This is a genomic window from Armatimonadota bacterium (genome assembly GCA_031459855.1).
GTDB lineage: Bacteria > Sysuimicrobiota > Sysuimicrobiia > Sysuimicrobiales > Humicultoraceae > Fervidifonticultor > Fervidifonticultor primus.
The window spans coordinates 2,579,210-2,605,274 of the sequence record JAVKHP010000001.1; the positions used below are offsets into that span (position 1 = coordinate 2,579,210).

The window sequence follows — 26,065 nt, forward strand, 5'->3', positions numbered from 1 at the left end:
ACAGGTCGTCGCGACCACAGGGAGGCCACGATGGCAGTCGCCGAACGACCGGCCGCGGACATCTACCCGAAGTTCTCGGCCGCCGAGTACCAGCGCCGTCACGCCCTGCTGCGCGAGTTGCTGATCGCCAGGGGGTTGGACGGCGCCATCGTGTACGGCGGGTACAAGGACCTCTACCAGGCCAACGCCCGCTGGCTGACAGGCATGCGCGAGTCGATGCAGTTCTACGCGTTCTTCCCCAGAGACGGCGCGCCGGCGGCCTGGAACTCGCTCTACCCCCACCTGCACGCGGCACGGCGCATGTCGGCCATCGCCGACACCCAGTGGGGCGGGGCCAGCATCGCCCACACCGTGGCCCGACACATCCGGGCGCTGGGGCTTGCGGCCGGCCGGCTGGGCCTGGTGGGCGTGCACTCGCGGCGGGGGATCACCCTGCCCATGGACCACTACCTGATCTGGCGCGAGGAGCTGCCCCAGGCCGAGTTCGTGAACATCACCCGGGACGTCGAGAACCTCCAGCAGGTCAAGAGCGAGGAGGAGCTGGCCTTCTACCGCCGCGGCGCCGCGTACACCGACTACGCTATGGCCGAACTGATCAAGGCCATCCGGCCGGGCGTCACCGAGGTCGCGCTCTACGGGCGTATCCTGTCGGCGGCGTACGAGTGCGGCGGCGACGCCCTGGACGTGGTGCTCATCGGCAGCACGGCCCAGGACGCGCCCGACATGCCCTACCCACGGCACGTCCCCAGCCAGCGTGCGATCCAGCCGGGGGACGTCGTCCTCAACGAGATCAGCGTGGGCTACGGGGGCTGCTCCGGGCAGTTGATCGTTCCCATCAGCGTGGGCGCCCCAACGCCCGAGTACCGGGACCTCTACCGGGTGGCCCGCGAGGCGTTCGAACGGGTCCGGGCGGTGTTGCGGCCCGGCGCGACCCAGGACGACATCCTGGAGGCCGCGCGGCCGATCACCGACGCCGGCCTGGCGGCCGAGGCGCCGATCGTCCACGGCTGGCCGAATCCCCCGATGTTCCCCATCCTGCCGGTGGGGAAGCCCGCGGAGACCTACAGCCCGGAGCCCTTCGTGCTGCAGGCCAACCAGCTCATCATGATCGAACCCAACCCGACCACGCCCGACCTGCGGCGCGGTGTCTTCCTGGGCGCGCTGTGCGTGGTCACGCCCGAGGGGGGCCGCTGCCTGCAGGAGCACCCGCTCGACTTCGCGGTGGTCTGACGCGGGGCACGGGCAGACGGCGCAGGCACGATCTACGTGCGCACGGGATCGACCGAGCAGAATACACGACGACCACGGGAGGTGGGAGCATGAACGCATTGCGGTGGCTGCACCGGAGCTGGCCGGTGCTGCTGGCGGTCGCGCTCGTGGGGAGCGCGCCGGCCGTGCCCGGGTGGGGGCAGGCGAAGGACACGCTGGTCATCGCCCTGCCCTTCGAGGTGCCGACGCCCGACATCCACAAGGCCACCGGACTGCCGATCCTCGGCATGCTGGCCCAGATCGGCGACTCGCTGGTGGTGCTGGACGAGAAGGGGAACGTGAAGCCCTGGCTGGCCGAGTCGTGGACCACCGAAGACGGCGGACGGTCGCTGGTCTTCAAGATCCGCGACAACGTCAAGATGCACGACGGGCGCACGGTCACCGCTGACGACGTCGTCTACAGCCTGGAGCGCTTCCGGCGCCTGTCCATCGGGCGGTCGGCGCTGGCCATGGTCGAGAGCATCACCGCGCAGCCGGGCAACCGGGTGAAGATCACGACCCGGACGCCGTTCGCGCCCCTGCTGAAGACCTTCATCTACCAGACGATCACCGTCTACAGCAAGGCCGCCATCGAACGGGTGGGCGACGAGGAGTTCTCTAAACACCCCATCGGCCCGGGGCCGTACCGGTTCGTGCGCCTGGTGCGGGGTGACCGCATGGAGCTCGAAGCCTTCGACCAGTACTGGGCCGGCAAGCCCAGGATCCGGCGCATCGTCGTGCGCTACGTGCCCGACATGAGCGCCCGGGTGGCGGCCCTGGAGGCCGGCGACGTGGACGTGATCCACGACTTCACGCCCCAGGACGCCGAGCGCATCCGCAGCAACCCCAACCTGGTCTTCATCAACCCCCCGTCGGCCGGCTTCATCCGCTTCAACATGAACACCCAGCGGCCGCCCTTCAACGACGTGCGGGTCCGCCAGGCGATGACCTACGCCATCGACCGCGACGCCATCGTCAAGCAGATCTTCCGTGGCCTGGCCCGGGTCTCCCGCTCGCTGGTGCCCGCCAACGCCGTCGGGTACGTCGAGACCTACGACGTCTACCGGTACAACCCCGAGCGCGCGCGGCAGCTGCTGCGGGAGGCCGGCGTGCCCGACCTCACCTTCACCTTCAGCTACGGTGCCGGCCGCTACCTGATGGACAAGGAAGTGGCCGAAGCGGTGCAGGCGCAGATGGCCCGGGCCGGCGTGACCATGCGCATTAACCAGATGGAGTGGGGGCAGTTCTCGGCCATGATCCGCCTGCCGCTGGAGCGCAACCCCAGCCAGATGACCATGACCTGGTGGCGCACCGTGAACGGCGACGCCGATAACGCCATCGGCATCTACTCGCGGGCCGAGCTGCCGCCGCGGGGCAACAACGTGCCCTTCTACTCGTCCGACGAGTTCGAACGCCTCTACGCAGCCCAGCAGGTCGAGACCGACCCCGAGCGGCGCCGCGCGCTGATCCGCCAGCTCCAGCAGGTCCTGATGCAGGACCTGCCGTCGATTCCCATGTACCAGCAGCCCATCTTCTGGGCCACCCGCAAGCACGTCGCGGGGTTCCCCAAGAAGGTCACGTCGTTGAGCACGGTGTGGCCGTTGTACGACGTGGAGCTCAAGTAACCCGCAGCACGCGGGCCGGCGCGTCATGAGGGCCTACCTTGCCCGCCGGATGCTGGTGGCGATCCCCAGCCTGCTCGCGGTCACGGTGTTGGTATTCGTCGCCATGCGGGTCGTGCCGGGCGACCCGGCCGTGCTGCTGGCCGGGGACTTCGCCACCCCCGAGACCGTGGCCGCGCTGCGCGCCCGCTGGGGCCTCGATCGCCCGCTGGTGGTGCAGTATGCGGTCTTCATGGCGCGCCTGGTCCGCGGCGACCTGGGCGCGTCGATCGTCAGCGACCTGCCCGTGCTGGACGAGATCCTGCAGCGGTTCCGGGTGACGCTGGTGCTGGCCCTGGCCGCGATCGGCGTCGCGGTGCTGATCGGGCTGTCGGCGGGCATCCTGGGCGCCATCCGGCCGTACTCGGCGTGGGACTACGGCAGCATGGTGCTGGCGCTGGCAGGCGTCTCCACGCCGATCTTCTGGTCGGGCATGCTGCTCATCCTCCTGTTCGCGGTGCGGCTGAGCTGGCTGCCCGCCGGCGGCGTGGCGTCGTGGCAGAGCTTCATCTTGCCGGCGCTGAGCCTCGGCTTCTTCGCCGCGGGCATCATCGCCCGCCAGACCCGGTCGGCCATGCTGGACGTGCTCCGCCAGGACTACATCCGCACCGCCCGGGCCAAGGGCGTGCCCGAACGGGGGGTCATCCAGGTGCACGCGCTGCGCAACGCCCTGGTGCCGGTGGTCACGATCGTCGGGCTGGAGTTCGGCCGGCTGCTGGGCGGTGCCGTGCTCACCGAGACGGTGTTCAGCCTGCCCGGGCTGGGCAGCTTCCTCGTCGTCTCGATCTTCAAGCGCGACTACCCCGTGATCCAGGGTGTGGTGCTGTGGCTGGCGCTGGCGTTCGTCCTCATCAACATGCTCGTGGACATCGTCTATGCGGCCCTTGACCCGCGTATCCGCTACGCCTGACCTGCCCGCGCGCGCGGTGGCCGGCGATGCGGCGGGCGTGTGGACTGGCCGCGCCGGGTCGGCGGCGCTGGCCTGGCGGCGGTTCCGCCGGCACCGCGGGGCGCAGATGGGCCTGGGGGTCGTGCTGGCGTTCGGGCTCGTGGCGCTGCTGGCCCCGGTGGTGGCGCCCTACGGGCCCACCGACGCCGACCTGGAGCGCCGGCTGCAGCCGCCCTCGCGGCAGCACTGGCTGGGCATGGATCAACAGGGGCGCGATCTGTTCTCGCGCATCGTCTACGGCGGACGTGTCTCGCTGGTGATCGGCGTGATCGCCGTGGGCGTGGCCGCGGGCGTCGGCATCCCCATCGGGGCGCTGTCGGGCTACCGGGGCGGGTGGCTCGGGCAGGTGCTGATGGGGCTCGTCGACGTGCTGCTGTCCTTCCCGGCGATCCTGGTGGCGATCATCATCGTGGCGCTCGCCGGCCCGGGGCTGCGCAACGCGATGCTGGCCATCGGCATCGCGCAGATGCCCGCCTACGCCCGGCTGATGCGCGCCGAGGTGATCCGGCTGCGTGCCGAGATGTTCGTGGAGGCCGCCCGGGCCATCGGGGTGCCGGAGGGACGTATCCTGGTGCGGCACATCCTGCCCAACGCGGCCGGCCCGCTGATCGTCCAGTCCACGCTGAACCTGGCCGGGGCGATCCTGTCGGCGGCGTACCTGGGCTTCCTCGGGCTGGGGGCGCAGCCGCCCACCCCGGAGTGGGGCGCGATGCTGGCCGATGGCCGCACCTACCTCCGCACCGCGCCCCACGTCGCCGTCTACCCGGGCGTGGCGGTAATGCTCGTGGTGCTGGGGTTCAACCTGTTCGGCGACGGCTTGCGAGACGCGCTCGACCCGCGGGCGACGCGCCGGTAGATGCGCCGCCCGCGCACACGCCGAACCGGCACCCCACGGGCGACCGCGCAGTATGCGGCGGCCGCGGCAGCCGTGCCCGGACGGCTCGCGGGCGCCATCTGACCACCCGAGGTGGCCACGCACGCATTCATGGGGGAGGAAGGGAGACGACGATGGCGCTACCACCGGAAGTCGAACTCCAGATCGAACTGGCCCGGAGCGCGTTGCTGCTCATCGACCTGCAGCGGCGACACGTGGATCCCGCGGTGAGCTACCACCCCATCGCCCCGGAGACCACGGCGCGGATCGTGGCGGCGGCCCGGCAGGCCCTGGAGGTCGCGCGCGCCCACGGCGTGCCCGTGGTGCACGTGGCCACCTACTCGCGGCGGCCCTCCCCGTGGGGGTTCGTCGACCACCACAACCCCTTCTGGGCCTACCAGACCGGCAAGATCGTCCCGGGCATGGGCCGCCCCCGGCAGACCGGGAAGAACGTGGAAGGGTCCGTCTACGCCGAGATCCTGCCCGAGCTCGCCCCGCAGCGCGACGAGCCCGTGGTCGTCAAGCGCCGGTACTCGGCGTTCTACGGCACCGATCTCGAGCTGGTGCTGCGGGGGCTGCGGACCGAGACCCTGTTCGTGCTGGGCGTGAACACCAACAACTGCGTGCTCGCCACCGTCTTCGACGCCTTCAGCCGCGACCTGCGCGTCGTGGTGCTGGCCGACGCCTGCGGGTCGATGAACGGCGAGGACTACCACCGGGCGGCGCTGCGGCAGGTGGAAGCCGCCCTGGGGTTCACCATGACCGTGGGGGAGTTCGCCGACCTGGTCGCGCGCCGGCGTGGTGCGGAGGTGCGGGCATGACCGACGCGCCCGCAGGCTCGCCGGTGGCGCACGCGCGCCGCGCCCAGGAGGCCGACGCCATCGCGGCGATCTCCGGAGCGCAGCTGCTGGAGTACACCCGGCAGATCGCGCGCTGGGTGCGGCTGTCGGGGTCGCCCGACGAGCGCCAGGCGTTCGCGTACGTGGAAGGCGTGCTGCGCGGGTTGGGCCTGCGCACGCAGCTGCTGGAGCACGACGCGTTCATCAGCCTGCCCGGGGCCGCGCGATTGCGCGTCACGGCGCCGGTACGCGAGACGCTCCCGTGCATCACCCATGCGTTCGCGGCGCCCACCGGGCCGGACGGCATCCGGGGCGAGCTGGTCTACGTGGGCCAGGGAAGTGCCGACGACTACGCGCGGACCGACGTCCGGGGGAAGATCGCGCTGGTCGAGGGGCTGGGCATTGGCGGGAAGGTCCGCCGCGCGGAGGAGCACGGCGCCATCGCCCAGGTGTTCATCCATGGCGAGCACACCCACGAGACCAGCGTCTCACCGCTGTGGGGACCGCCCACGCCTGAGACCGCGCACCTGCTGCCCCGCACCCCGAGCTTCTCGGTCACCCGCGCGGTGGGTGCCCGGCTCAAGGCGCTGCTGGCGCAGGGGCCCGTGCGCGTGCGGGCCTGGGCGGAGGTGGACACCGGCTGGCGGACGATCCCGCTGCTGGTGGGCGATCTGCCTGGGGAGGTCGAGCCGGATCGCTTCGTGCTCCTCTCCAGCCACCTCGATTCGTGGCACTACGGCGCCATGGACAACGGCGCGGCCAACGCCACGGTGCTGGAGGCGATCCGGGTGCTCGTCCGGGGCCCGCGGCGTCGAGGGCTGCGGGTTGCGTTCTGGTCGGGGCACTCCCATGGCCGGTTCGCCGGCTCGGCGTGGTACGCGGATCACTTCTGGTTCGACCTCTACCGGCACTGCGTCGCGCACGTGAACGTCGACTCGACGGGTGGCCGTGGCGCCACGGTGCTGGAAGAGGCGCCGGTGATGGCCGAGACGCGGGCGCTCGCCGCAGAGTTCGTCCGGGCGATCGGCGGGCAGGACCTGCGCGGCAGGCGCATCGGGCGCTTCGCCGACCAGTCGTTCGTGGGCGTGGGGCTGCCGTCGGTCTTCGGGACCTTCTCCGAGCAGGACGCCGCCGACCCCGAGACCCGCCGGGGCCTGTCGTTGTTCGAACACGCCGGGGGCCGTGCCGCCGGCCTGGGGTGGTGGTGGCACACGCCCGAGGACACGCTGGACAAGATCGACGAGGCGTTCCTGGTGCGGGACACCCGGATCTACACTGGCGTGCTCTTCCGCCTGCTGAACGAGCCCGCCCTACCTCTCGACTACAGCGCGACGGCACGGGAGCTGCGCGACCTGCTCGCCCGCTACCAGGCGGCGGGGCGCGGCCGTCTGGACCTGTCGGCGGAGCTCGCGGCGGCCGCGGCGCTGGAGGACCAGGCCGACGCGCTGCGGCAGGCACTGACCGCCGCGGCGGCTGCCGGAGACGAGGCCCGGCTGCGGGCACTCAACGACGTCGTGATGCGGCTCGGACGCCTGCTCGTGCCGGTGAACTACACCGTGCGCGGGCCGTTCGAGCACGACCTGGGCGTGGCGCTGCCGCCGCTGCCGGGCCTGGCCGCGGCTGACGCCCTGGGGACGGCCGCTCCCGAGAGCGACGAGGCCAAGATGCTCTACGTGGCACTGCGCCGTCAGGCCAACCGCGTGCGGTTCGCGTTGGAAGAAGCCCTCGCCGCTATTCGGGCGGTTCTCTAGCCGCACGTCGACGCCGCCGGGACGCCCGGACCTGCGCGGACGGGCGCCCGATCGCGCAAGCCCCCCACGAGTATGCCTTCCCGGCGCGTGGGGCCACCTTGACCGCGACCGCCTGCGCGCGCTATGGTGAAGTTGACGTTGATACCCCCTCCCCCATGGGAGGGGCCAAAGGAGCGGCCCGTGGAACACGCAGCCCCCGCCCCGCATCGCCACGGCCACGGCTCGGCCGAGGCCCGCGCGAAGATCGTGACGCGCCTGCGCAGCGTCGCCGGCCACGTGCGCGGCGTGGAACGCATGCTGGAGGAAGGGGCCTACTGCGTGGACGTCATGCGGCAGATCCTGGCGATCCAGCGGGCGCTGGACCGCATCAACGCCCTGGTGCTGGAGGACCACCTGCAGACGTGCGCGTCCACGGCGATCCGCTCCGACGATCCGCGCGAGCGGGAACGCACGATCGCCGAGCTGCTGGAGGTCTTCGAGATGTCCAGCAAGCTGTAGGCCGGACGGACTGCGGGCGCGTGGTGGCGCGTCGCAGCGTGCGGACCATCGGATCCGTGAGGATCGCAGGCCCAAGGGAGCAGAGGCCTATGAGCGTCGTGACCGAGCGCACGAAGCCCGCACAGGAGCGCACACGACCCCGGCGTGTCGATCTCCCGGTGGCCGGCATGTCGTGCGCGTCGTGCGTGGCCCGCGTGGAGCAGCATCTCCAGCGGGTCCCCGGCGTGGTCACCGCCCAGGTGAACTTCGCCGCGGAGCGGGCGGCGGTGACCTTCGATCCGGCGGCGGTCCGCGTGGAGGATCTGGTCGCCGCGGTCCACGACGCCGGCTACGAGGTGCCCCGCGCCCGCACCGTGATCCCCATCGCCGGCATGTCGTGCGCCTCGTGCGTGGCCAAGGTGGAAGCCGCGCTGCGCGCCGTGGACGGTGTGGTGACCGCGGCGGTCAACCTGGCCCGCGAGCAGGCCACCGTGGAGTACGTGCCGGGTGTGGCGAGCCCCGACGCCCTGGCGCGCGCGATCCGCGCCGCGGGGTACGAGCCGCTGGCCACCGAGGAGGCCACGGTCGACCGCGAGGCCCAGCGGCGGGCCCGCGAGCTGCGTGACCTGCGCCTGCGGCTGGCCGTCGCCGCCCTGCTGAGCGCGCCGATCCTCTGGGGCAGCCTGCCCCACATGGGCATCGCCGTCTGGACGCCACCGCTCCTGCACGACTGGACCGTGCAGTTCCTGCTGGCCACGCCCGTGCAGCTCTGGGCCGGCTGGCGGTTCTACCGCGGCCTGTGGGCCGCCCTGCGTCACCGCAGCGCCGACATGAACACGCTGATCGCCGTGGGCACGTCGGCTGCCTACCTGTACAGCGCGGCGGCCACGTTCGCGCCCCAGTGGTTCGCGGCCAGCGGTGTGCCGCCGACGGTCTACTACGAGACGGCGTCCATCATCATCGTCTTCATCCTGCTGGGCCGCTACCTGGAGGCGCGGGCCAAGGGCCAGACCAGCGAGGCGATCCGGCGCCTGCTGAGCCTGCAGGCGAAGACGGCGCGCGTGCTGCGCGATACCCAGGAGGTGGACGTCCCGGTCGAGGAGGTCCAGGTCGGCGACGTCGTCGTGGTGCGCCCCGGCGAGCGCATCCCGGTGGATGGCATCGTGATCGCGGGGCGCTCCACCGTGGACGAGTCCATGATCACCGGCGAGTCGATGCCGGTCGAGAAGGGCGAGGGTGACGAGGTCATCGGCGCGACGCTCAACAAGACCGGTGCCTTTCGGTTCCGCGCCACACGGGTCGGCCGCGACACGACGCTGGCGCAGATCATCCGGCTGGTCGAGGAGGCGCAGGGCAGCAAGGCGCCGATCCAGCAGCTGGCCGACCGCGTGGCGGCCTACTTCGTGCCGACGGTGATCGCCATCGCGCTCGTGACGGCTGCGGTCTGGCTGCTGATCGGTCCACAGCCCCGCGTGACCTACGCGCTGCTGACCTTCGTGGCGGTCCTGATCATCGCGTGCCCCTGTGCCCTGGGCCTGGCCACGCCCACTGCCATCATGGTGGGCACCGGCCGGGGGGCCGAGGCCGGCATCCTGATCCGCGGCGGCGAGGCCCTGGAGACGGCCCACCGGCTCACCGCGGTGGTCTTCGACAAGACCGGCACACTGACCCGCGGCGCACCACAGGTCACCGACGTGGTGCCCGCCGACGGCGTGGACGCCGCACGCCTGCTGCACCTGGCCGCGTCCGCCGAACGCCACTCCGAGCACCCCATCGGCGAGGCGGTCGTGGCCTACGCGCGCGCCCGCGGGATCGCCCCGAGCGACCCGTCGGCCTTCGAGGCGGTCCCCGGCCATGGCATCGAGGCCGTCGTGGACGGGCATCGGGTGCTGGTGGGCAACGCCGCGTTGCTGGAACGGGCGGGGCTGATCGCCAACGGCCTGCGGGCCGACGTCGAGCGCCTGGCCGCGGCCGGGAAGACGCCGATGGTCGCGGCCATCGACGGCGCACCGGCCGGTGTCATCGCGGTGGCCGACACCCTGAAGCCTCACAGCCGCGAGGTCGTGGCCGCGCTGCAGCGCATGGGCATGCAGGTCCTGATGCTGACCGGCGACACCCGGCGGACGGCCGAGGCGATCGCGGCGCAACTCGGCATCACCCGGGTGCTGGCCGAGGTGAAGCCCGGGGAGAAAGCCGCGCAGATTCAGGCCCTGCAGCGCCAGGGTCACGTGGTGGCCATGGTCGGCGACGGCATCAACGACGCGCCTGCCCTGGTGCAGGCCGACCTGGGCATCGCCATCGGCGCCGGGACCGACGTGGCCATCGAATCGGCAGACATCGTCCTGGTGGGCGACGATCTCCGGGGCGTGCTGGCGGCCATCGCCCTGAGCCGGCGCACGATGCGGACGATCCGGCAGAACCTGTTCTGGGCGTTCGCGTACAACGTGGCCCTGATCCCGGTCGCGGCAGGCGTGTTGTACCCGTTCACGGGGACGCTGCTCAACCCGGCTCTGGCGGCGCTGGCCATGGCGGCCTCGTCGGTCACGGTGGTCAGCAACAGCCTGCGCCTGCGCCGGTTTCGGCTGCCTGCGGCGGCTGCGGCGGCAGCGTAGCGTTGGCCCACCCACCGCGGCCCCTGAGGGCAGGCGCACACACAGGGAGCGCGACGCCTTGCGAGGGGTGCGCCTGCCGGTCCTGCCGGCGGCCTGTGACGGTACCGGGGATATGGGCGAGGGGAAAGGGAACGCAGACACGACGCCCATGGGCGGGTGCCCAGGGGGTCCTGGCGGTCCCGTGGGCGCACAGCCAGAGAGAGAAAGGAGAGGGGAACGCAATGACGAGCAAGACGTTCGATGTCCCGAAGATCCACTGCGAGGGATGCGTCCAGACCGTGACCGAGGCAGTGCGCAAGCTGCCCGGCGTCGAGAAGGTGGAGGCCAGCGCAGTGACCAAGCGGGTGCTGGTCGAGTTCGATCCGCGTCGGGTCGACGAGGCGCGCATCCGCGAGGCGCTGAAGGCCGCGGGGTACCCGGCGGCCTGACCGGCGCGCACGGCAGGGCGCCGGCGCCCTGGTCTCGCAGCCGCGCGGAGTGCGGCGGCCGTGCACGGGGCGCCCGGAAGGTGCTGACCCATTGAACTGCACGCTACGGCCGCGGGTCGTGATCCTGGCCGTGGTCGGGCTGGTGGTGGGTGCGCTGGCGCTCCTCATCGTCCGCGCCGGCCGCCAGGCCTCGATCACTGCGGCACTGGCGCGCGGGCTCACCCCTGACGCACCGCCGTTCGTGCTGCCGCGCCTGGACCGCGACGGCACCCTGGAGCTGGCTGCGCTCCGGGGCAAGGTCGTCGTGCTCAACTTCTGGGCGTCGTGGTGCGTGCCGTGCCGCGACGAGGCACCGCTGCTGGAAGCCATCTGGCAACGGTACCGGGATCGGGGCGTCGTGGTTGTCGGCGTGAACGTGCAGGATCTCATCCCGGCGGCCCAGCGGTTCCTGCGGGAGACGCGGACGACGTATCCGGTCGTGCGCGACCGCGACAACCGCATCTACCGGGCCTATGGACTCACCGGCGTGCCCGAGACGTTCTTCATCGACCGGCAGGGACGGATCGTGCGCAAGTTCCCGGGTGTCGTGACGGACCAGGCCGCGTGGGCTCGGGCTGTCGAAGAGGTGCTGGCGCGGTGAGGCGGTCCGCACCACCCCGTACGCCATGCGCAAGGGTGCGGCACGGGACCCAGGGCGGCTGCGCCGGTACCGCGAGCGTCGCACCATGCCCCGGTGCTGCTCCCGGATACAGCGCCGACGCCACGGCCGTCGATGCCGGCTGTGCTATACTGGCGCCGGGTGCGCGCCCGTAGCTCAGCGGACAGAGCAACTGGCTTCGAACCAGTAGGTCGGGGGTTCGACTCCCTCCGGGCGCGCCAGGTCTCCAGCACCTGACGAGTCAGCGCGCGTTCTGCCCGGGCGGGACGCGTCGCACAGCTTGGGTGGAAGCTGGACCGTCGCTATCCCCAGGGACCCACGCCACAGACCCCACGCCCTGGACGTGCGTCACTGCCGGACCACGCGCTACCAGCGTCGCGGCAGGACATGCACTGCGCTCTGCCCAATGGTGCCCCACGGCACCGCGTGTGGCACTCGCGGCCGGAGGGTAACGCATGGAGACCTACACGCCCACAGCGTCGACGACGCGCGTCGCGTGCGCCTCGGGCGATGCGCTGAGGCCTAACGACCTACTGACGATGCTCTACTACATGCGCCTGCAGCGAGCTGTCGAGGATCGCGCGATCAAGCTGTACTACCAGGGCAAGATCCCCGGCGCCTACTTCACGGGGTGGGGCCACGAGGCGATCGTCGTGGGCGCCACCTACGCCCTGGCACCGCACGACCTGATCGCGCCGATGCACCGCGACCTGGCGGCGTACATCATGCGGGGGATCAGCGTCGCCCGGGTCTTCGCCCAGTTCCTCGACCGGGAGGGCGGGCCGACCCGCGGCCGCGACGGCAACGTGCACATGGGCGATCCGCGGTTGGGGATCCTGCCGTTCATCAGCCACATGGCGGCCTCGGTGCCCGTGGCAGCGGGCATGGCCCTGGCCTGCCGGCAGCGCGGCGAGGACCGTGTGGTGATGACCTTCTTCGGTGACGGCGCCACCAGCACGGGCGCGTGGCACGAAGGGGTCAACTTCGCCGCGGTGTTCCGGCTGCCGGTGGTGCTGGTGCTGGAGAACAACCAGTACGCCTACTCGACGCCGCTGTCGCGCCAGACCGCGGCCCGGGCCCTCGTGGACAAGGCGCCAGGCTATGGCATCCCCGGGGTCGCGGTCGACGGCAACGACGTCCTGGCGGTCTTCCGGGCGGCCCGGGAGGCCGTGGCCCGGGCCCGCCGGGGTGAGGGACCCGCGCTGATCGAGTGCCGCACGATGCGGGTGCGCGGGCACAGCGAGGCCGACCGCTATACGTACGTCCCGCCGGACCTGCTGGAGCAGTGGCGGGCCCGGGATCCGATCGTCCTGTTCGAACGCCTGCTGCGGCACGACGGCGTGCTGACGGCCGACGCCGACCGCGCGATGCAGGAGCGCATCGCCCAGGAGGTCGAGGAAGGCCTCGCCTGGGCCGAAGCGAGCCCGGAGCCCTCGCCCGCGTCGGTGGCAGACGGCGTCTACGCCCCCGCCCAGGAGACGTTGCCGTGGCCCAGATGACCTACCTGGAGGCGATCCGCGACGCCCTGCTGGTGGCCATGCGGCAGGACGACCGGGTCTTCCTCATCGGCGAGGACATCGGCGTCTACGGGGGCGCGTTCGGCATCACCCGCGGCTTCCTCGACGAGTTCGGACCGCTGCGGGTGATCGACGGGCCGCTGGCCGAGACCGCCAACGTGGGCGCCGGCGTGGGGGCTGCGGTCATGGGCATGCGCCCGGTGGTGGAGATGCAGTTCGCCGATTTCGTGACCGATGCCATGACCCAGGTCGTGAACATGGCGGCGACGTTCCACTACCGTACGGGCTGGCCGCTGCCGCTGGTGCTCCGCATGCCCTACGGCGGCGACGTGAAGGGCGGGCCGTTCCACTCCCAGTGCAAGGAGGCCTGGTTCGTCCACACGCCCGGGCTGAAAGTGGTGGCGCCCGCCTTCGCAGCCGACGCCAAGGGGTTGCTGCTGGCGGCGATCCGCGATCCCAACCCCGTCCTCTACTTCGAGCACAAGCACCTCTACCGCTACCAGAAGGAGGAGGTGCCCGAGGGCGACTACACCGTGCCCATCGGCACGGCGCGGGTGGTCCGCGAGGGCACCACGCTCTCGGTGTTCTCCTACGGCTGGATGCTCCACAAGTGTCTGCAGGCCGCTGACCAGGTGGCGGCGGAGGGGATCTTCCCGGAGGTGGTGGACCTGCGCAGCCTGGCGCCCCTGGACACCGAGGGGATCCTCGCATCGGTCCGTCGCACCGGGAAGGCCCTCATCGCCTACGAGGCCAACCGCACCGGCGGGGTCGGCGCCGAGGTGGCCGCGCGCATCGCAGAGGCCGCGTTCGAGGACCTCGACGGCCCCATCGTGCGCGTGGCCAGCGCGGATGCACCGGTGCCCCACAGCCCCGTCCTGGAGGCTGCCTTCCAGCCGCAGGTTGCCGATCTCGCGGCGGCCATGCGCCGGCTGGCGGCCTACTGATCGGGCGCAGGAGTTCGTGGGCCAACGGCGAACGGCAGCAGCGAACCACGACCGACGACAGAGGCCAACACGGCATTCGGGGCAGCGTTCACCGCTCGCGATCGGGGCGCGGCAACGATGGTACCACAGCCGGGCAGCGCGGGCGGTTTTCGTTGGCGCGCCATATCAGCCAGCTCATACCGCGGCGCGGGAGGGGGACGCAGATGCGGTGGACTGTCCTGGCGACGTGCGCGGTTGGAGTCGGGTTCGTGCTAGCGGTGGCCGCCACGGTGGGCGGCCAGGCCCGACATGGCGGCGCGCTGGTCATCCGGGCGGCCTCGGACCCCGGGACATTGAACGGGGCCATCACCACGGCCAGCCCGGCGCACACCGTCGCCGACTCGATCTTCAACGGCCTGGTGCAGCTCGACGCACGGCTACAACCGGTGCCCGATCTGGCCGAACGGTGGACCGTCGCGCCCGACGGCCGCACGTACACCTTCAGGCTGGCGCGCGGGGTCCGGTGGCACGACGGCCGGCCGTTCACGTCGGCCGACGTGAAGTTCACCTACGAGCACGTGCTCCTCACGTACCACGCGCGGACGCGGGCGGGTCTGGAGGGCGTCCTGGACGCGGTGGACGCGCCCGACCCGCACACGGTGGTGTTTCGGTTCAAGCGTCCGTTCGGCGCGCTGTTGCAGCGGGCCGACGTCACCGAGGCGCCCATCCTGCCGCGGCATCTCTATGAGGGGACCGACGTGCTGCAGCATCCGGCGAACGCAGTGCCGGTGGGCACCGGCCCGTTCCGGTTCAAGGAGTGGCAGCGCGGGGCGGAGGTGACGCTCGTCAAGAACGAGGCCTACTTCAAGCACGGCGCGCCTAGCATGGATCTGCTGGTCTTCCGGATCCTCCCCCAGCCCGCGCTGGCCGTGATCGCGCTGGAACGGGGGGAGGTGCACTACCACGACACCGTGCCCGCTCCTGACGTCCGCCGGCTCCAGGCAACAGGTGCGTTCACGCTCGTGCCGGCCCTGGCAGGACCGGGCGGGTCCTTCTGCATCTCCACGGCGTTTCCCAACCTGACCCGGCCGCCATTGGACCAGGTGCGGGTGCGGCAGGCGATCTACCAGGCGCTCAACCGCGAGTTCATGGTGCTGGCCGTCGCGGGGGGGCTCGGACGCGTCGCCACCGCCCCGATCTCGCGCGGCATCCCCTGGGCGCATCATCCCGGGCTGCCGCCGGTACGCTATGATCCGGCGCGCGCCAACGCGCTGCTGGACGAGGCCGGCGTGCGCCGCGGGGCAGACGGCGTACGGCTCCGTCTCACGTTCCCGGTGGCCACGACGCAGATTCGGTACGCCGAGGTCATGCGCGACAACCTGCGGGACGTCGGCATCGAGGTGGTCGTGCAGCCCATGGAGTTCACCGCGGCGGTGCAGACGGTGTTCGTCCGCCGGGAGTTCGACCTGGCGTTCGCATCGTACTGCAACGGCCCCGATCCGGACATCGGGGTCAAACGAATGTACGTCAGCAGCAACATCCAGCCCATCCCCTTCAGCAACGGAGCAGGCTACCGCAATCCGCGGGTCGACGACCTGTTCGACGCGGCCACCCGATCGCTCGACCTGCCGCAGCGCGGCCGCCACTACCGGGACATCCAGGAGATCCTGTGGCAGGAGGTCCCGTACTTCTGGCTCGTGGAGACGTTTCGGTACGTGGGGTACCCCAGGACGCTGCGCGACGTGCAGTCCTGGTCGGGGAACGTCGCGGAGCGTGCGTACTGGAGCGTCGCCCGCTGAGGACGACGCGTGCTGCTGCTGCTGCGCTTCGCCGGACGGCGCATGGTCACGGCACTGCCGATGCTGGCGGCCGTGGCAGTGGTGACGTTTCTCCTGGTCCGGCTGGCGCCCGGCGACCCCGTCTACGTGCTGGCCGGGGAAGGCGGGACGCCGGCGTACTACGCGCTGGTGCGACAGCGCCTGGGGCTGGACCGGCCGCTTCCCGAGCAGCTGGCCCGGTACCTGGCGACGCTGGCGCGTGGCGACCTGGGCTGGTCGTTGCACCAGCAGCGCCCGGTAGGTGCGTTGATCGTCGAGCGGCTCCCGGCGACGCTGGTGCTGGCGGGAGCGGCGTTCCTGCTGGCCACCGCAGCGGGCCTGGGGCTCGGCGTCTGGGCGGCCGCCCGTGCCGGGAGCGTGGTGGATCGTCTGCTGCTCGTGACGGCCACGGTCGGGTCGTCGTTGCCGGTCTTCTGGACGGGGTTGCTGCTGGTGCTGGTCTTCGCGTGGCACCTGCACTGGGTGCCCGTTCAGGGCATGATGGCAGCGCCAGCGCCCGACACGGCAGCGGCGCGCGTGCTGGACGTCCTGCACCACCTGGTGTTGCCCGCCTGTGCCCTGGCCCTGCAGCCGCTGGCCTCCGTCTCGCGTCTGATGCGGCTAAAGCTCCTCGAGGCCCTGGCCGAACCCTACATCGTCACGGCCCGGGCCAAGGGCCTCTCCCAGGGCCGGGTACTCGCCCACGCCGCCCGCAACGCCCTCCTGCCAGTGCTGACGGTCATGGGCGGGTACGCGCAGATGCTGGTCTCCGGCGCGGTGCTGACGGAGACGGTGTTCGCGTGGCCGGGGCTCGGGCGGCTGGCCCTGGATGCCACCTTGACGCGCGACTACCCCCTGATCCTCGGCCTGGTGCTCACGGGCGCGGCGAGCACCGTGGCGCTCCACTGGCTGACAGACGTGCTCTACGGCGCCATCGATCCGCGGATCACCTATGGCTGAGGCGCCGGGCCGTCGTCGGTACGGCCGACACCCGGCGGGACGACGCAGGCGGGTGCTGTGGCAGCCCCCCGATCTTGCCGCGGGCGGTGTGGTACTGGTCGTGGCGTGCGTCGTGGCGCTGTTCCCGCACGCTGTGACGTCCGCCGATCCCATGCGCACCGGCGGTGTACCGCTGCAGCCCCCCTCGTCCACGCACCCGTTGGGCACCGATGAACTGGGGCGTGACCTGTGGAGCAACCTCGTCCATGGCACGCGCACATCCCTGGCGGTCGGTGTCCTGGCCACGACGCTGGGAACCTCCATCGGGGTCGCCGTGGGTGCTGTGGCGGGTTACCACGGCGGGTTCTGGGACGAGGGCCTGATGCGTCTTGCGGAACTCGTGCAGATCGTGCCGCGGTTCCTGCTGGCGCTGCTCCTGGTCGCCCTGTTCGGCAGCCGCCTGAGCGTCCTCACCCTCGTCATCGCCGCCACCACCTGGCCGGTGGTCGCCCGCGTCGTCCGCAGCGAGGTCCTGTCCCTGCGTCAGCGCGACTTCGTGGTGGCCGCGCGGGCTGTGGGCGCCCGTGACGCGCGGGTCATCGCGCGGCACCTGCTGCCCAACGCCCTGCCTGCGGTGTTGATCGGCGCACCGGTACAGGTCGGGCGCGCGATCGTCCTCGAAGCAGGGCTGAGTTTTCTGGGCCTGGGCGACCGGGCGACGGCCAGCTGGGGCAGCCTCCTGCAGAGTGCCCAGAGCTATCTCCGCGACGCGTGGTGGCTGGCCGTGTTCCCTGGCGGTGCCCTGACGCTCGTCGTCCTGGCGCTCTTCGGGATCACCGAAGGGCTCCACCGGCTCTACACGCCGGGGTGGAGCTCCCCGTCCGCGCCGGTCGATGGGCCGCTGGCGCCTGCGCCGGTTCCGCCCGTCGTCCCTCAGCGTACCGGTGCCGGCTCCAGGCTATGGCAGGAACAGTCGCCGCAGGTGCAGCGCTCGCCGAAAAGGGTCCGCTCCACCCGCAGGAGCAGGTCAGCCTGGTCCCGTGGCAGGCTGTACCGCAGCTCTGGAAGGTAGAGCAACAACTTCAGGGTGTGTAGCAGCGAGGGCACCTCTTTCCCCTGTTCCCACAGGGAGACGGTGCCCTGGGTAACCCCGACGGCCCGCGCCACGTCGTGTTGGGTCATGCCGCGCGCCGTGCGCGCGCGTTTGAGGGCAGTGGCCAGTGGCTGGCGCTCCATGGCCGGGTTCCCCATGGTAGGGTTGATTGTAGGCGGGTGCGTCCGCCGGGGTCAATGCGCCCTGTACCGCTACCACCGGACAGGCCGGTGTGCTCGCTGTCCTCGCGGTCGGTTGCCGGGTCCCGGACGGGTTGCGTGAGCGGACAGCAGGTGGTACCGTTAATGCAACGACCCGAGAGTCGCCTGGGCGTCGGTTGCGGCAGAGCAACCCCGGCAGAAGCCGGGGGGCGGGGGGCCGGATGCCGGTCGCAGCGAACATGATGTCCGCACAGGCGAGGGCAACCGCGTGGGACGGGCCGCGGGCGGTCAACGGACCGCCCGCGGCCCGCGCATTATGGTGAGGAACGAGACGTGGCGGACGGGACGCTGCGCATCGCGGTGTGCGGCAAGGGCGGGGCTGGTAAGACCACCGTGGCCGGCACCCTCGCGCGGTTGCTCGCCCGGCGCGGGCGTCGGGTGCTGGCCATCGACGGCGACTCCAACCCCAACCTCGCCATCACGCTGGGGATTCCTCCCGATCAGGCCGCGACGCTTCCGCCGCTGCCGCGCACGCTGGTGGAGGATCGCGTCGACGAGGACGGCACGGTGCGCCGCGTGCTGACGACGCCGGCTGCGGAGATCATCGCACGGTACGGTGTGCCGGCACCCGACGACGTCACGCTGGTGCTGATGGGGCGTGTGGATCATGCGGGGGCCGGGTGAATGTGCCGCACCCATGCTACCGTGCGTAGCCTCATCGGCGAGCTGGTCTCGGCAACGGACAGGACGGTCGTTGCGGACATGGAGGCCGGGCTGGAACACCTCAGTCGCGGCACGCCCCGTCACGCCGACGCCATCGTGGCGGTCGTCGAGCCGTACTTCAAGTCGCTGGAGACCGGCCGGCGGGTGTACGACCTGGCGCAGGAGTTCGGTGGGACCCGGACGGGAGTGGTCGCCAACAAGATTCGCAGCCCTGAGGACGACGGCGCGGTGCGCGCCTTCTGCGCGCGACATGGCCTGCGCCTGCTCGGTGTGATTCCATTCGACGAGGTGTTCGTGGCTGCCGACCGGCGGGGACGGGCGCCGGTCGACCTCGATCCCGGCGCGGCCGGTATCGCGGCGATCGGACACCTGGCAGAGATCCTGGAAGACCTGTCGCGGGATCGACACGTGCGTGCCTGAGAGGTGCATGCCTGCCTGAAGGGGGCCGGAATCATGTCGCACGCGGGAACCCACGTCCTGCCCGAACAGACGCTGGAATCGACCGCGCGTGCGACCCTGGAGCGGGAGCCGCGGCCGGCACCGCAGCGGGTCCCGTTCGGTCCCCTGCGCGTCGTGCACGCGTTCTGGCTGGCGGGAATGAGCTGCGACGGTTGCACCATCGCCGTCTCCGGTGCGACGAATCCCGGCGTCGAGGGGTTGCTGACGGGAACGATCCCCGGCCTGCCCAAGGTGCTGTTGCACCACCCGGTGCTCTCGGTGGAAGCGGGCGAGGAGTTCGTCCACAACTTCCGCCTAGCCGAGGAGGGCAAGCTCGGCGCGCCGTTCGTGGTGATCTTCGAGGGCTCGGTGCCCGACGAGCGCGTGGCCGCGGAAAGCGGCGGCTACTGGGCGGCGCTGGGGGTGGAGGAGCGCGACGGCGTGCGTCGCCCCATTCCCACCGCCGAGTGGCTGCAGCGCCTCGCGCCGCGTGCGGCGGCCGTCATCGCCATCGGGACCTGTGCCACCTGGGGAGGCATCCCCGCGGCGATCGGGAACCCGACGGGCGCCATGGGCGTCATGGACTTCCTCGGCAAGGAGTACCGCAGCGCGCTGGGCCTTCCGGTGATCAACATCCCGGGATGCTCGCCGGTGGGCGACAACTTCACGGAGACCGTGGCCGCCATCCTGCTGTTCCTCCAGGGGCTGGGGCCGCTACCCGAGTTCGACGAGCTCGGACGCCCCGCATGGCTCTTCAGCCAGACGGTGCACCAGCAGTGCGTACGGGCCGGGTACTACGAGGAGGGGAGTTTCGCCGAGCGCTACGGCGACAAGGAGTGCCTGGTCGAGATCGGCTGCTGGGGGCCCGTGGTGCAGTGCAACATCACCAGCCGTGGCGCCATCAACCACCTCGGCGGCTGCATGAACACCGGCGGCATCTGCATCGGCTGCACGATGCCCGGGTTCCCCGACCGGTTCACGCCGTTCTACCAGACGCCCCCCGGGGCCGTGCTGTCGACCAAACCGGCGAAGATCACCGGCACGTTCGTACGCCCGCTACGCCGTCTGAGCATGCGGTTTCAGAACCGGGAGTTGCGCTGGGACGCCGCTGGCGGGGTACCGACCGGCTGGGGACACGTGAAGGAACCGTCGGCGCTGGAACGGGCGCTCCACGCCCTCTACGAGTGGTGGCAGTTTCGCACCGCAGAGCGCCCGGGCCGCACGCGGCCCGAGGAGCAGTACCCTGACGGCTACGAGGTGCCGGCCGTTGTCCGGGCGCGGCGGGAGGGGCGGTCGTGACCGACGCCGAGCTGTTGAGCCGGTGGTACCTCTTCCTGGCCCTCGGTGGCGTCATCGTGGCCGTCGTGGCCCTCCTCCTGGCGGCGATCCTCATGACCGCCCGGCGCATCGAACGGGCCGCGAGCCGGTGCCTGACCGCCGTCCGGCAGGTCGCCGACCGCACGGCGGCCATCTGGGAGCTGGACTCCACCAACGCGGTCGCCTGGGAGCTGCGGGAGGCCGCGCGAACGGTCCGGCAGCGGGCGGAGGAGATCGCGCAGGCGCTCCAGGCGCCCGCGGGTCCCCGCGTCTGAGGGAGGAGTGCGATGGCGGTCGCCGCCAGCCAGCCCACCATCACCCTCGTGTGGAGCGTCTCGCTGCTGCTGGGGCTCGTCGTGCTGGTCGTGGTCGTGGCGCTGTTGCAGGCGATCCTGACGACCGTGCGCCGGGTGCACGACGTCGCGGGCACCCTCTGGACCGAGGGCCAGCGCCTGGCCAACAACACGGTGCACGTGCCGCTGCTGGAGCGCACCACCCTGTTGCTGGAGGGCGTCGTCGCCGAGGCACGCGGACTCAGGGCGGCCACCGAGCGTATCAGGGAGGCGCTCGAGCGGACGGGAGGCCGTGCATGATCGTCGGATGGACGCTCCTTGCGGCCCTCGGCGTCGCCACGCTGGCCGCGGTGCTCATCGGGTACCTGGTGGCACTGGTGGGCGTGCTCGACCGCCTTGGCGGCCAGCCGACGAGCCTTCTTGCCAGGATTCGCATGGGCGTGCGTGCCATCGAAGTGGAGACCGGCCACCTCCCGCTGCACGTGGAGCGGCTCAACGCTGGCGCGGCAGCGCTGCGACACGAGCTGCAGGCGGTGGCAGCCGCCCTGGCCGCGGCCGCGCATGCGGTGGGAGGGAGGCGCTGATGCCCCCGGCGGTGCTTTGGATCTGGTGGGCAACCCTGCTGGTGAGCGTGGGGATCGTCATCCCAACGGTGTGGTACCTGCTGCATCGGGTCCTGCGGGCGACGCACGCCATTGAGCGGTACGCGGCGGAGACGCTCCAGGCCGGGCTGGGCATCGCACGGCACGCGCAGGGGATCGCCGCGCTCGGCGTCACCACGGACGTCGCGGCCGACCTGCTCCGAGTCACGCAAGAGGTGGCGCAGCACGCGGCCGTAGTGGAGCAGGCGCTGGGCCGCCAGAGGCTGGAGGGGGATCGGCCGTGACGCTGCTGGTCTGGGCAACCGGCCTGACCGCCGTGGCGCTGGTCGCCGTGCTGGCAGGGTACCTGCTGGCGGCGAGCGTGGCGCTGGTGCGGGCGCGCCGACACCTGGAGCGGCTGGCGGAGGGACTGGAGGCGATCGCCGCCGAGGTTCAGCCGCTGGGCGATCGCCTGCGCGCCGTCAACACCGTCGCAGCAGATCTCCTCACGGGCCTGCGCCAGGTCGACGAGCACCTGAGGGGCATCACCGTCGTGTTGCGATTGTAGGGGAAGACCAGGCTCGCCACCGGAGGCGAAGGCGCTCATGTGCTTCAAGAACCTCCCCATCGAGTTCGACGCTCAGGGTCGCGCCCATCTGCGCGAGGACGTACGCAACCCCTACGGCTACGAAGCCCGGTCGCTGGCGACGGAGGAGGAGCGGATCGAGGAGCTGCTGCGGCGCAACGGGCACATTCGCTCTGTGGACTTCGACCCCGTAACCCGGGTCGCGGGGGCGCTGGCCTTTCACGCGGTCGTCGACCTCAACGCGCGGCGCGTCCTCGCCGCCAACTCCATGGCCACATTGTTCCGCGGGTACGAGGTCATCATGAAGGGCCGGGATCCTCGGGACGCGCTGTTCATCACCAGCCGGGCGTGCGGCGTCTGCGGTGGGGTCCATGCGACGACCTCGGCGCTCGCCATGGAGATGGCGTTCGGCATCGCGCCGCCGCCGCTGGGCATCGTGGTGCGCAACCTGCTGCTGGCGCTGGAGTTCCTCTACGACCACCCCCTGCACCTGTTCTTGCTGGCCGGACCCGACTACTCCCAGGCCATCGTCTCGGTCACCAACCCGGAGCTGTGGGAACGCGCCCAGCGCACCGAGGCGCCCCGGGCCGGCGTCCATGGTTACCGAACCGTGGGCGAGATGATGGTCGACCTGAACCCGCTCACGGGGAAGCTGTACCTGGAAGCGCTGCACATGACGCGGGTGGCGCGCGAAGCGTACGTGCTGATCGGCGCCAAGTACCCGCACCCCGAGACGGTGGTGCCCGGGGGGATGAGCGTCACCGTCACCCTGTCCACGTTCAACCAGATCTACGTGCGGTTGCAGCAGTTCTTCGACTATGCCAAGAAGGTGGCAGCGTTCTGGGACGACCTGGTGGAGTTCTTCTACGCCGCGGATCCCCGCTACCGGCAGCTGGGCGTGCGGCCGGCCACCATGATCGACCCGGGCATCTGGGACGACCCCGAGGCCTACGACGCGACCTACGCCCGGTGCGATCAGTGGGGCGAGCGGCGCTGGGCGACTCCAGGCGTGGTCGTCGACGGGCAGGTCGTCACGACGAGCCTGCAGGCGCTCAACATCGGCCTGGAGGAGTTCGTCGAGCACGCCTACTACGAGCCGTGGAACGGGCATCGGTTCCCGACCGACCTCGCCGGCAACCCGTTGAGCCCCTACCACCTGTGGAACCGGGAGACGAAGCCCAAACCGGTCGGGCAGAACTGGAAGGAGAAGTACAGCTGGGCCGCGGCGCCGCGGTGGGACCGGCGGGTGATGGAGGCGGAGTGCACGACGCGCATGTGGATCACGGCAGCGGCACAGAAGCTGCCCAGCAGCGCCTTCATCGAACCCACCGGCAGCAGCCTGCGGTTGCGGATCCCGGCGGCAGCGATGCCCGAGATGGAACTTGAGTGGACGATCCCGACCGTGTGGAACGCGTTCGAGCGTAACCGCGGCCGTGCCTACTGCATTGCGTACACCGCGATGGTGGCACTCGACAACTGGTTGCGCGGCATGCAGTACCTCAAGCAGGGCGAGACGCGTGTCAGCACACGCTTCGAGGTTCCGCGGCGGGGGCTGCGCATCGGCGTGGGCTTCTGGGGCGCCGGACGCGGCTACCTGACCCACCACCTGGTGCTGGAGAACGGCACCGTGGCCAACTACCAGATCCTAACACCGTCGACGTGGAACGCGTCACCCAAGGACCCCTGGGGGCGCGGAGGCCCCTACGAGGAGGCGGTGCTGAACACGCCGATCCTGGAGGCGTTCACCAGCCCCGACGAATACCGCGGCATCGACATCCTGCGGGTGATCCGCTCCTTCGACCCCTGCATGCCGTGCACGACACACGTCCACGTGGACGGGATGGACCGGGTGATCAGCCGGGAGGTCAACACTTGCGCCTGTGAGCTCGACGGGTGACGGCCTCGCATCTGCACCGCGGGTGCTGATCGGCGGCGTCGGCTACCGGTACACCCGCGACCTGGCGTTTGGGCCAGCGGTGGTGGATCGGTTGCGCGGCGAGATCTGGCCGCCCAACGTGGAGGTGGAGGACCTGTCCTACACGCCGGTGGCCATCGTCCAGCGGTGGCTGGAGACGCCCTGCGCCCGGTTGTTCCTGGTGGGGGCGCTGCCGCGCGGTGATCGCACACCGGGCGTCCTCGTGCGGTACGCGCCGACCGCGGTGTCCCCGCCGCCGGACGAGGTGCAGCGGCGAATCGGAGAGGCGCTGGGAGGCGTCATCAGCCTCGAGAACCTCGTGGTCGTCGCGCGGCACTTCGGAGTGCTCCTCCGCGACACCGAGGTCCTGGAACTCGAGCCCGTCGACATCGGGTGGGGCGAGGGGCTAAGTCCTCCGGCGGCGGCGGCCGTGGAGGTTGCCGTGGGCATCGTCCGGGATCTCGTGCCGGTCCACGACGCCGGACTCCTGCGGGCGCTGCACGAGCGCGACGAGATCCTGCAGATTCTCTACTGGCTCGAGGGCGAACGGCTGGTCGATACCGTCGCCGCGACGGACCTGCTGCCGTTTCTGCCACTGCCCCCGCAGGTCATTGCGGCGCACTTGCGGGTCCTGGGGCGCCAGGGCTACGTCGACCGTGTGCCGGACGCCGGGGACCGGTATCGGTTGACGGCCGCGGGCCGGCGGGAAGGCGGCCGACGATTCGCCGAGGAGTTCGCGCCGCTGCTGCGCCAGGGCCACGGCGAGTGCAACGATCCGGCCTGTGACTGTCATCGCACCGGTGACCCCACCCGGTGCCCGGCTCACCAGCGCACCGGATGACACGCCGCGCCCTCATCGCCTGCATGGGCAACGTCCTGCGGGCGGACGATGGCTTCGGCATTGCGGTGGCGCGGGCGCTGCGAGGCCATGCAGCGCTGCCCGCCGACGTGCGCGTCAGCGAGGTCGGCATCGGAGGGATCCCGCTGGTGCACGACTTGATGGAAGGCTACGACCTGGTGGTGGTAGTGGACGCCATCCAGCGCGGCAGGCCGCCGGGCACGGTCGTGGTGCTCACCCCGCAGGTGCCCGACCTGCGCGGCACGGACTGGGGGGCCGTGGCCGGGCGTCTGGGAGACCCTCATACCACGACGCCAGGGCGTGCGCTGCTGCTGGCCCGGGCGCTGGGCGTGCTTCCCAAGGCGGTAGCGATCGTCGGCTGCGAGCCTGCGGACGTCGAGAGCGTGCGGATCGGCCTGACGCCGGCCGTGGCGGCCGCCGTGGCTCGCGCCGCAGACGAGGTCGTGGCGCTGGTGCGGCGGTGGCGGCAGGCAGGCATGCTGGTCGCGGGCGACGCGACGCCGACCGCGGTGCGACTTCTCTGATGGCCGGTCTGCCATCGATCCGCGATCCCATGGCGTTCGCCGAGACGCTGGAGACGCTGTTCCGCCGCGCGGAGGCCCACAGCGATCCCGTGGTGCGCGAGCTGGTGCTGGACGTCGCAGCGGCGGTGATGCACCTGCACCACGACGCGTTGCGCCGGATCGTGGCCACGCTGCAGGCTGCGTCGTCTGGGGCAGGGCTCCTGGCCGCGCTCCAGGACGATCCGGTGGTAGGACCCGTGCTGGCCGATCACGGGCTGCTGGACGAGGGCCCGCTGCGGGCGCGGGTGGAGCGTGCCCTGGAGCACGTGCGGCCGTACATGCACGGCCACGGCGGCGACGTGGAGGTCCTGGACGTGGCCGACGGCGTGGTGCGCCTGCGCCTGGCAGGCGCGTGCGTCGGATGCGCGTCATCGATGGTGACGCTCCGGGCGGGAGTGGAGCAGGCGCTCAGACAGGGGGTGCCGGAACTCCGGGGCATCGAGGTGGAAGGAGCCGCCCCCATGCCGGTGCACGCGCTCATCCCCCGTGCTGGTTGGACGGACGCTGGGGCGGTGGAGGCGTTCTCGTTCGGGGTGCGACGCATCATGCTGCGCGGCACGGCGGTGGTCCTGTGCACGGTGTTCGGCAGAATCGTCGCGGCGCGCGACCGCTGCCCACGGGGTGGGGGCTCGCTGGACGGGGCGCGACTGGAGGCGTTCCTCCTGGTCTGTCCCTGTCACGAGGAGCGTTACGACCTGCGCAGTGGCCGCCACGCCCGCGATCCCGCGCTTGCGCTGGAGCTGCTCCCCGTAGTGGTCGAGCGCGGCACGGTACGCGTGGCGCTCGACGAGGCGGCGGTTGCGCCGCCCGCCTCACCACGGTACGCTGAAGATCGGACCTGAC

The 26,065-nt window shown here is 71.4% G+C and carries 27 protein-coding genes and 1 tRNA gene; all 28 read left to right on the forward strand.

Going from position 1 to position 26,065, the window contains the following annotated elements; genetic code table 11:
• The first annotated feature begins 30 nt into the window (after nucleotides 1-30).
• Complete coding sequence (locus QN157_11825) at nucleotides 31-1,230, forward strand: M24 family metallopeptidase (GenBank protein MDR7556280.1); 1,200 nt, start codon at nucleotides 31-33, stop codon at nucleotides 1,228-1,230.
• Nucleotides 1,231-1,319: 89 nt separating this feature from the next.
• Nucleotides 1,320-2,873: an ABC transporter substrate-binding protein gene (locus tag QN157_11830; protein ID MDR7556281.1), complete on the forward strand. Its 1,554-nt coding sequence runs from the start codon at nucleotides 1,320-1,322 to the stop codon at nucleotides 2,871-2,873.
• Nucleotides 2,874-2,898: 25 nt separating this feature from the next.
• Nucleotides 2,899-3,819, forward strand: coding sequence for an ABC transporter permease (locus QN157_11835; GenBank protein ID MDR7556282.1), 921 nt, complete (start codon nucleotides 2,899-2,901; stop codon nucleotides 3,817-3,819).
• A complete protein-coding gene (locus tag QN157_11840) occupies nucleotides 3,785-4,714 on the forward strand; it encodes an ABC transporter permease (protein MDR7556283.1) in 930 nt (309 codons plus the stop codon). Before QN157_11835 ends, QN157_11840 begins: the two co-directional genes overlap by 35 nt.
• 152 nt (nucleotides 4,715-4,866) lie before the next feature.
• Nucleotides 4,867-5,553 (forward strand): cysteine hydrolase, encoded by a 687-nt coding sequence (locus QN157_11845; GenBank protein MDR7556284.1) that lies wholly within the window; start codon nucleotides 4,867-4,869, stop codon nucleotides 5,551-5,553.
• On the forward strand, nucleotides 5,550-7,322 hold the full coding sequence (locus tag QN157_11850) for a M28 family peptidase (GenBank protein MDR7556285.1): 1,773 nt from the start codon (nucleotides 5,550-5,552) through the stop codon (nucleotides 7,320-7,322). Before QN157_11845 ends, QN157_11850 begins: the two co-directional genes overlap by 4 nt.
• 180 nt (nucleotides 7,323-7,502) lie before the next feature.
• On the forward strand, nucleotides 7,503-7,820 hold the full coding sequence (locus QN157_11855; GenBank protein ID MDR7556286.1) for a metal-sensitive transcriptional regulator: 318 nt from the start codon (nucleotides 7,503-7,505) through the stop codon (nucleotides 7,818-7,820).
• Nucleotides 7,821-7,909: 89 nt separating this feature from the next.
• Nucleotides 7,910-10,411 carry a heavy metal translocating P-type ATPase gene (locus QN157_11860; protein MDR7556287.1) on the forward strand — a complete coding sequence of 834 codons (2,502 nt, stop codon included), beginning with the start codon at nucleotides 7,910-7,912 and terminating at the stop codon, nucleotides 10,409-10,411.
• A gap of 221 nt (nucleotides 10,412-10,632) precedes the next feature.
• Nucleotides 10,633-10,839, forward strand: coding sequence for a heavy-metal-associated domain-containing protein (locus QN157_11865; GenBank protein MDR7556288.1), 207 nt, complete (start codon nucleotides 10,633-10,635; stop codon nucleotides 10,837-10,839).
• 91 nt (nucleotides 10,840-10,930) lie between these two features.
• Nucleotides 10,931-11,479 (forward strand): TlpA disulfide reductase family protein, encoded by a 549-nt coding sequence (locus QN157_11870; protein MDR7556289.1) that lies wholly within the window; start codon nucleotides 10,931-10,933, stop codon nucleotides 11,477-11,479.
• A gap of 163 nt (nucleotides 11,480-11,642) precedes the next feature.
• A tRNA-Arg gene (locus QN157_11875) sits at nucleotides 11,643-11,718 on the forward strand.
• 234 nt (nucleotides 11,719-11,952) lie between these two features.
• Nucleotides 11,953-12,996: a thiamine pyrophosphate-dependent dehydrogenase E1 component subunit alpha gene (locus QN157_11880; protein MDR7556290.1), complete on the forward strand. Its 1,044-nt coding sequence runs from the start codon at nucleotides 11,953-11,955 to the stop codon at nucleotides 12,994-12,996.
• Nucleotides 12,993-13,958 (forward strand): alpha-ketoacid dehydrogenase subunit beta, encoded by a 966-nt coding sequence (locus QN157_11885; GenBank protein MDR7556291.1) that lies wholly within the window; start codon nucleotides 12,993-12,995, stop codon nucleotides 13,956-13,958. Before QN157_11880 ends, QN157_11885 begins: the two co-directional genes overlap by 4 nt.
• 203 nt (nucleotides 13,959-14,161) lie before the next feature.
• Complete coding sequence (locus tag QN157_11890; GenBank protein MDR7556292.1) at nucleotides 14,162-15,736, forward strand: ABC transporter substrate-binding protein; 1,575 nt, start codon at nucleotides 14,162-14,164, stop codon at nucleotides 15,734-15,736.
• 9 nt (nucleotides 15,737-15,745) lie between these two features.
• The gene (locus QN157_11895; protein ID MDR7556293.1) at nucleotides 15,746-16,714 is read left to right on the forward strand and encodes an ABC transporter permease; all 969 of its coding nucleotides are present in this window, start codon (nucleotides 15,746-15,748) and stop codon (nucleotides 16,712-16,714) included.
• 52 nt (nucleotides 16,715-16,766) lie between these two features.
• Nucleotides 16,767-17,765: an ABC transporter permease gene (locus QN157_11900; protein MDR7556294.1), complete on the forward strand. Its 999-nt coding sequence runs from the start codon at nucleotides 16,767-16,769 to the stop codon at nucleotides 17,763-17,765.
• Nucleotides 17,766-18,280: 515 nt separating this feature from the next.
• The gene (locus QN157_11905; protein ID MDR7556295.1) at nucleotides 18,281-18,631 is read left to right on the forward strand and encodes an AAA family ATPase; all 351 of its coding nucleotides are present in this window, start codon (nucleotides 18,281-18,283) and stop codon (nucleotides 18,629-18,631) included.
• A gap of 78 nt (nucleotides 18,632-18,709) precedes the next feature.
• A complete protein-coding gene (locus QN157_11910; GenBank protein MDR7556296.1) occupies nucleotides 18,710-19,090 on the forward strand; it encodes a hypothetical protein in 381 nt (126 codons plus the stop codon).
• A 33-nt stretch (nucleotides 19,091-19,123) separates the two neighbouring features.
• Entirely contained in the window at nucleotides 19,124-20,407 is a 1,284-nt protein-coding gene (locus QN157_11915; GenBank protein ID MDR7556297.1) for a hydrogenase expression protein HypE, read from the forward strand.
• Nucleotides 20,404-20,700: a hypothetical protein gene (locus QN157_11920; GenBank protein ID MDR7556298.1), complete on the forward strand. Its 297-nt coding sequence runs from the start codon at nucleotides 20,404-20,406 to the stop codon at nucleotides 20,698-20,700. Before QN157_11915 ends, QN157_11920 begins: the two co-directional genes overlap by 4 nt.
• 12 nt (nucleotides 20,701-20,712) lie before the next feature.
• On the forward strand, nucleotides 20,713-21,018 hold the full coding sequence (locus QN157_11925) for a hypothetical protein (GenBank protein ID MDR7556299.1): 306 nt from the start codon (nucleotides 20,713-20,715) through the stop codon (nucleotides 21,016-21,018).
• Entirely contained in the window at nucleotides 21,015-21,302 is a 288-nt protein-coding gene (locus tag QN157_11930; protein MDR7556300.1) for a hypothetical protein, read from the forward strand. Before QN157_11925 ends, QN157_11930 begins: the two co-directional genes overlap by 4 nt.
• Nucleotides 21,302-21,604, forward strand: a complete 303-nt coding sequence (locus QN157_11935) for a hypothetical protein (protein ID MDR7556301.1) — start codon at nucleotides 21,302-21,304, stop codon at nucleotides 21,602-21,604. Before QN157_11930 ends, QN157_11935 begins: the two co-directional genes overlap by 1 nt.
• A complete protein-coding gene (locus QN157_11940) occupies nucleotides 21,601-21,867 on the forward strand; it encodes a hypothetical protein (GenBank protein ID MDR7556302.1) in 267 nt (88 codons plus the stop codon). Before QN157_11935 ends, QN157_11940 begins: the two co-directional genes overlap by 4 nt.
• 37 nt (nucleotides 21,868-21,904) lie before the next feature.
• Entirely contained in the window at nucleotides 21,905-23,782 is a 1,878-nt protein-coding gene (locus QN157_11945; protein MDR7556303.1) for a nickel-dependent hydrogenase large subunit, read from the forward strand.
• Nucleotides 23,766-24,641 (forward strand): hydrogenase maturation protease, encoded by an 876-nt coding sequence (locus tag QN157_11950; GenBank protein ID MDR7556304.1) that lies wholly within the window; start codon nucleotides 23,766-23,768, stop codon nucleotides 24,639-24,641. Before QN157_11945 ends, QN157_11950 begins: the two co-directional genes overlap by 17 nt.
• Nucleotides 24,638-25,183: a hydrogenase maturation protease gene (locus tag QN157_11955; protein ID MDR7556305.1), complete on the forward strand. Its 546-nt coding sequence runs from the start codon at nucleotides 24,638-24,640 to the stop codon at nucleotides 25,181-25,183. Before QN157_11950 ends, QN157_11955 begins: the two co-directional genes overlap by 4 nt.
• A complete protein-coding gene (locus QN157_11960; GenBank protein ID MDR7556306.1) occupies nucleotides 25,183-26,064 on the forward strand; it encodes a NifU family protein in 882 nt (293 codons plus the stop codon). Before QN157_11955 ends, QN157_11960 begins: the two co-directional genes overlap by 1 nt.
• The last annotated feature ends 1 nt before the right edge of the window (nucleotide 26,065 follow it).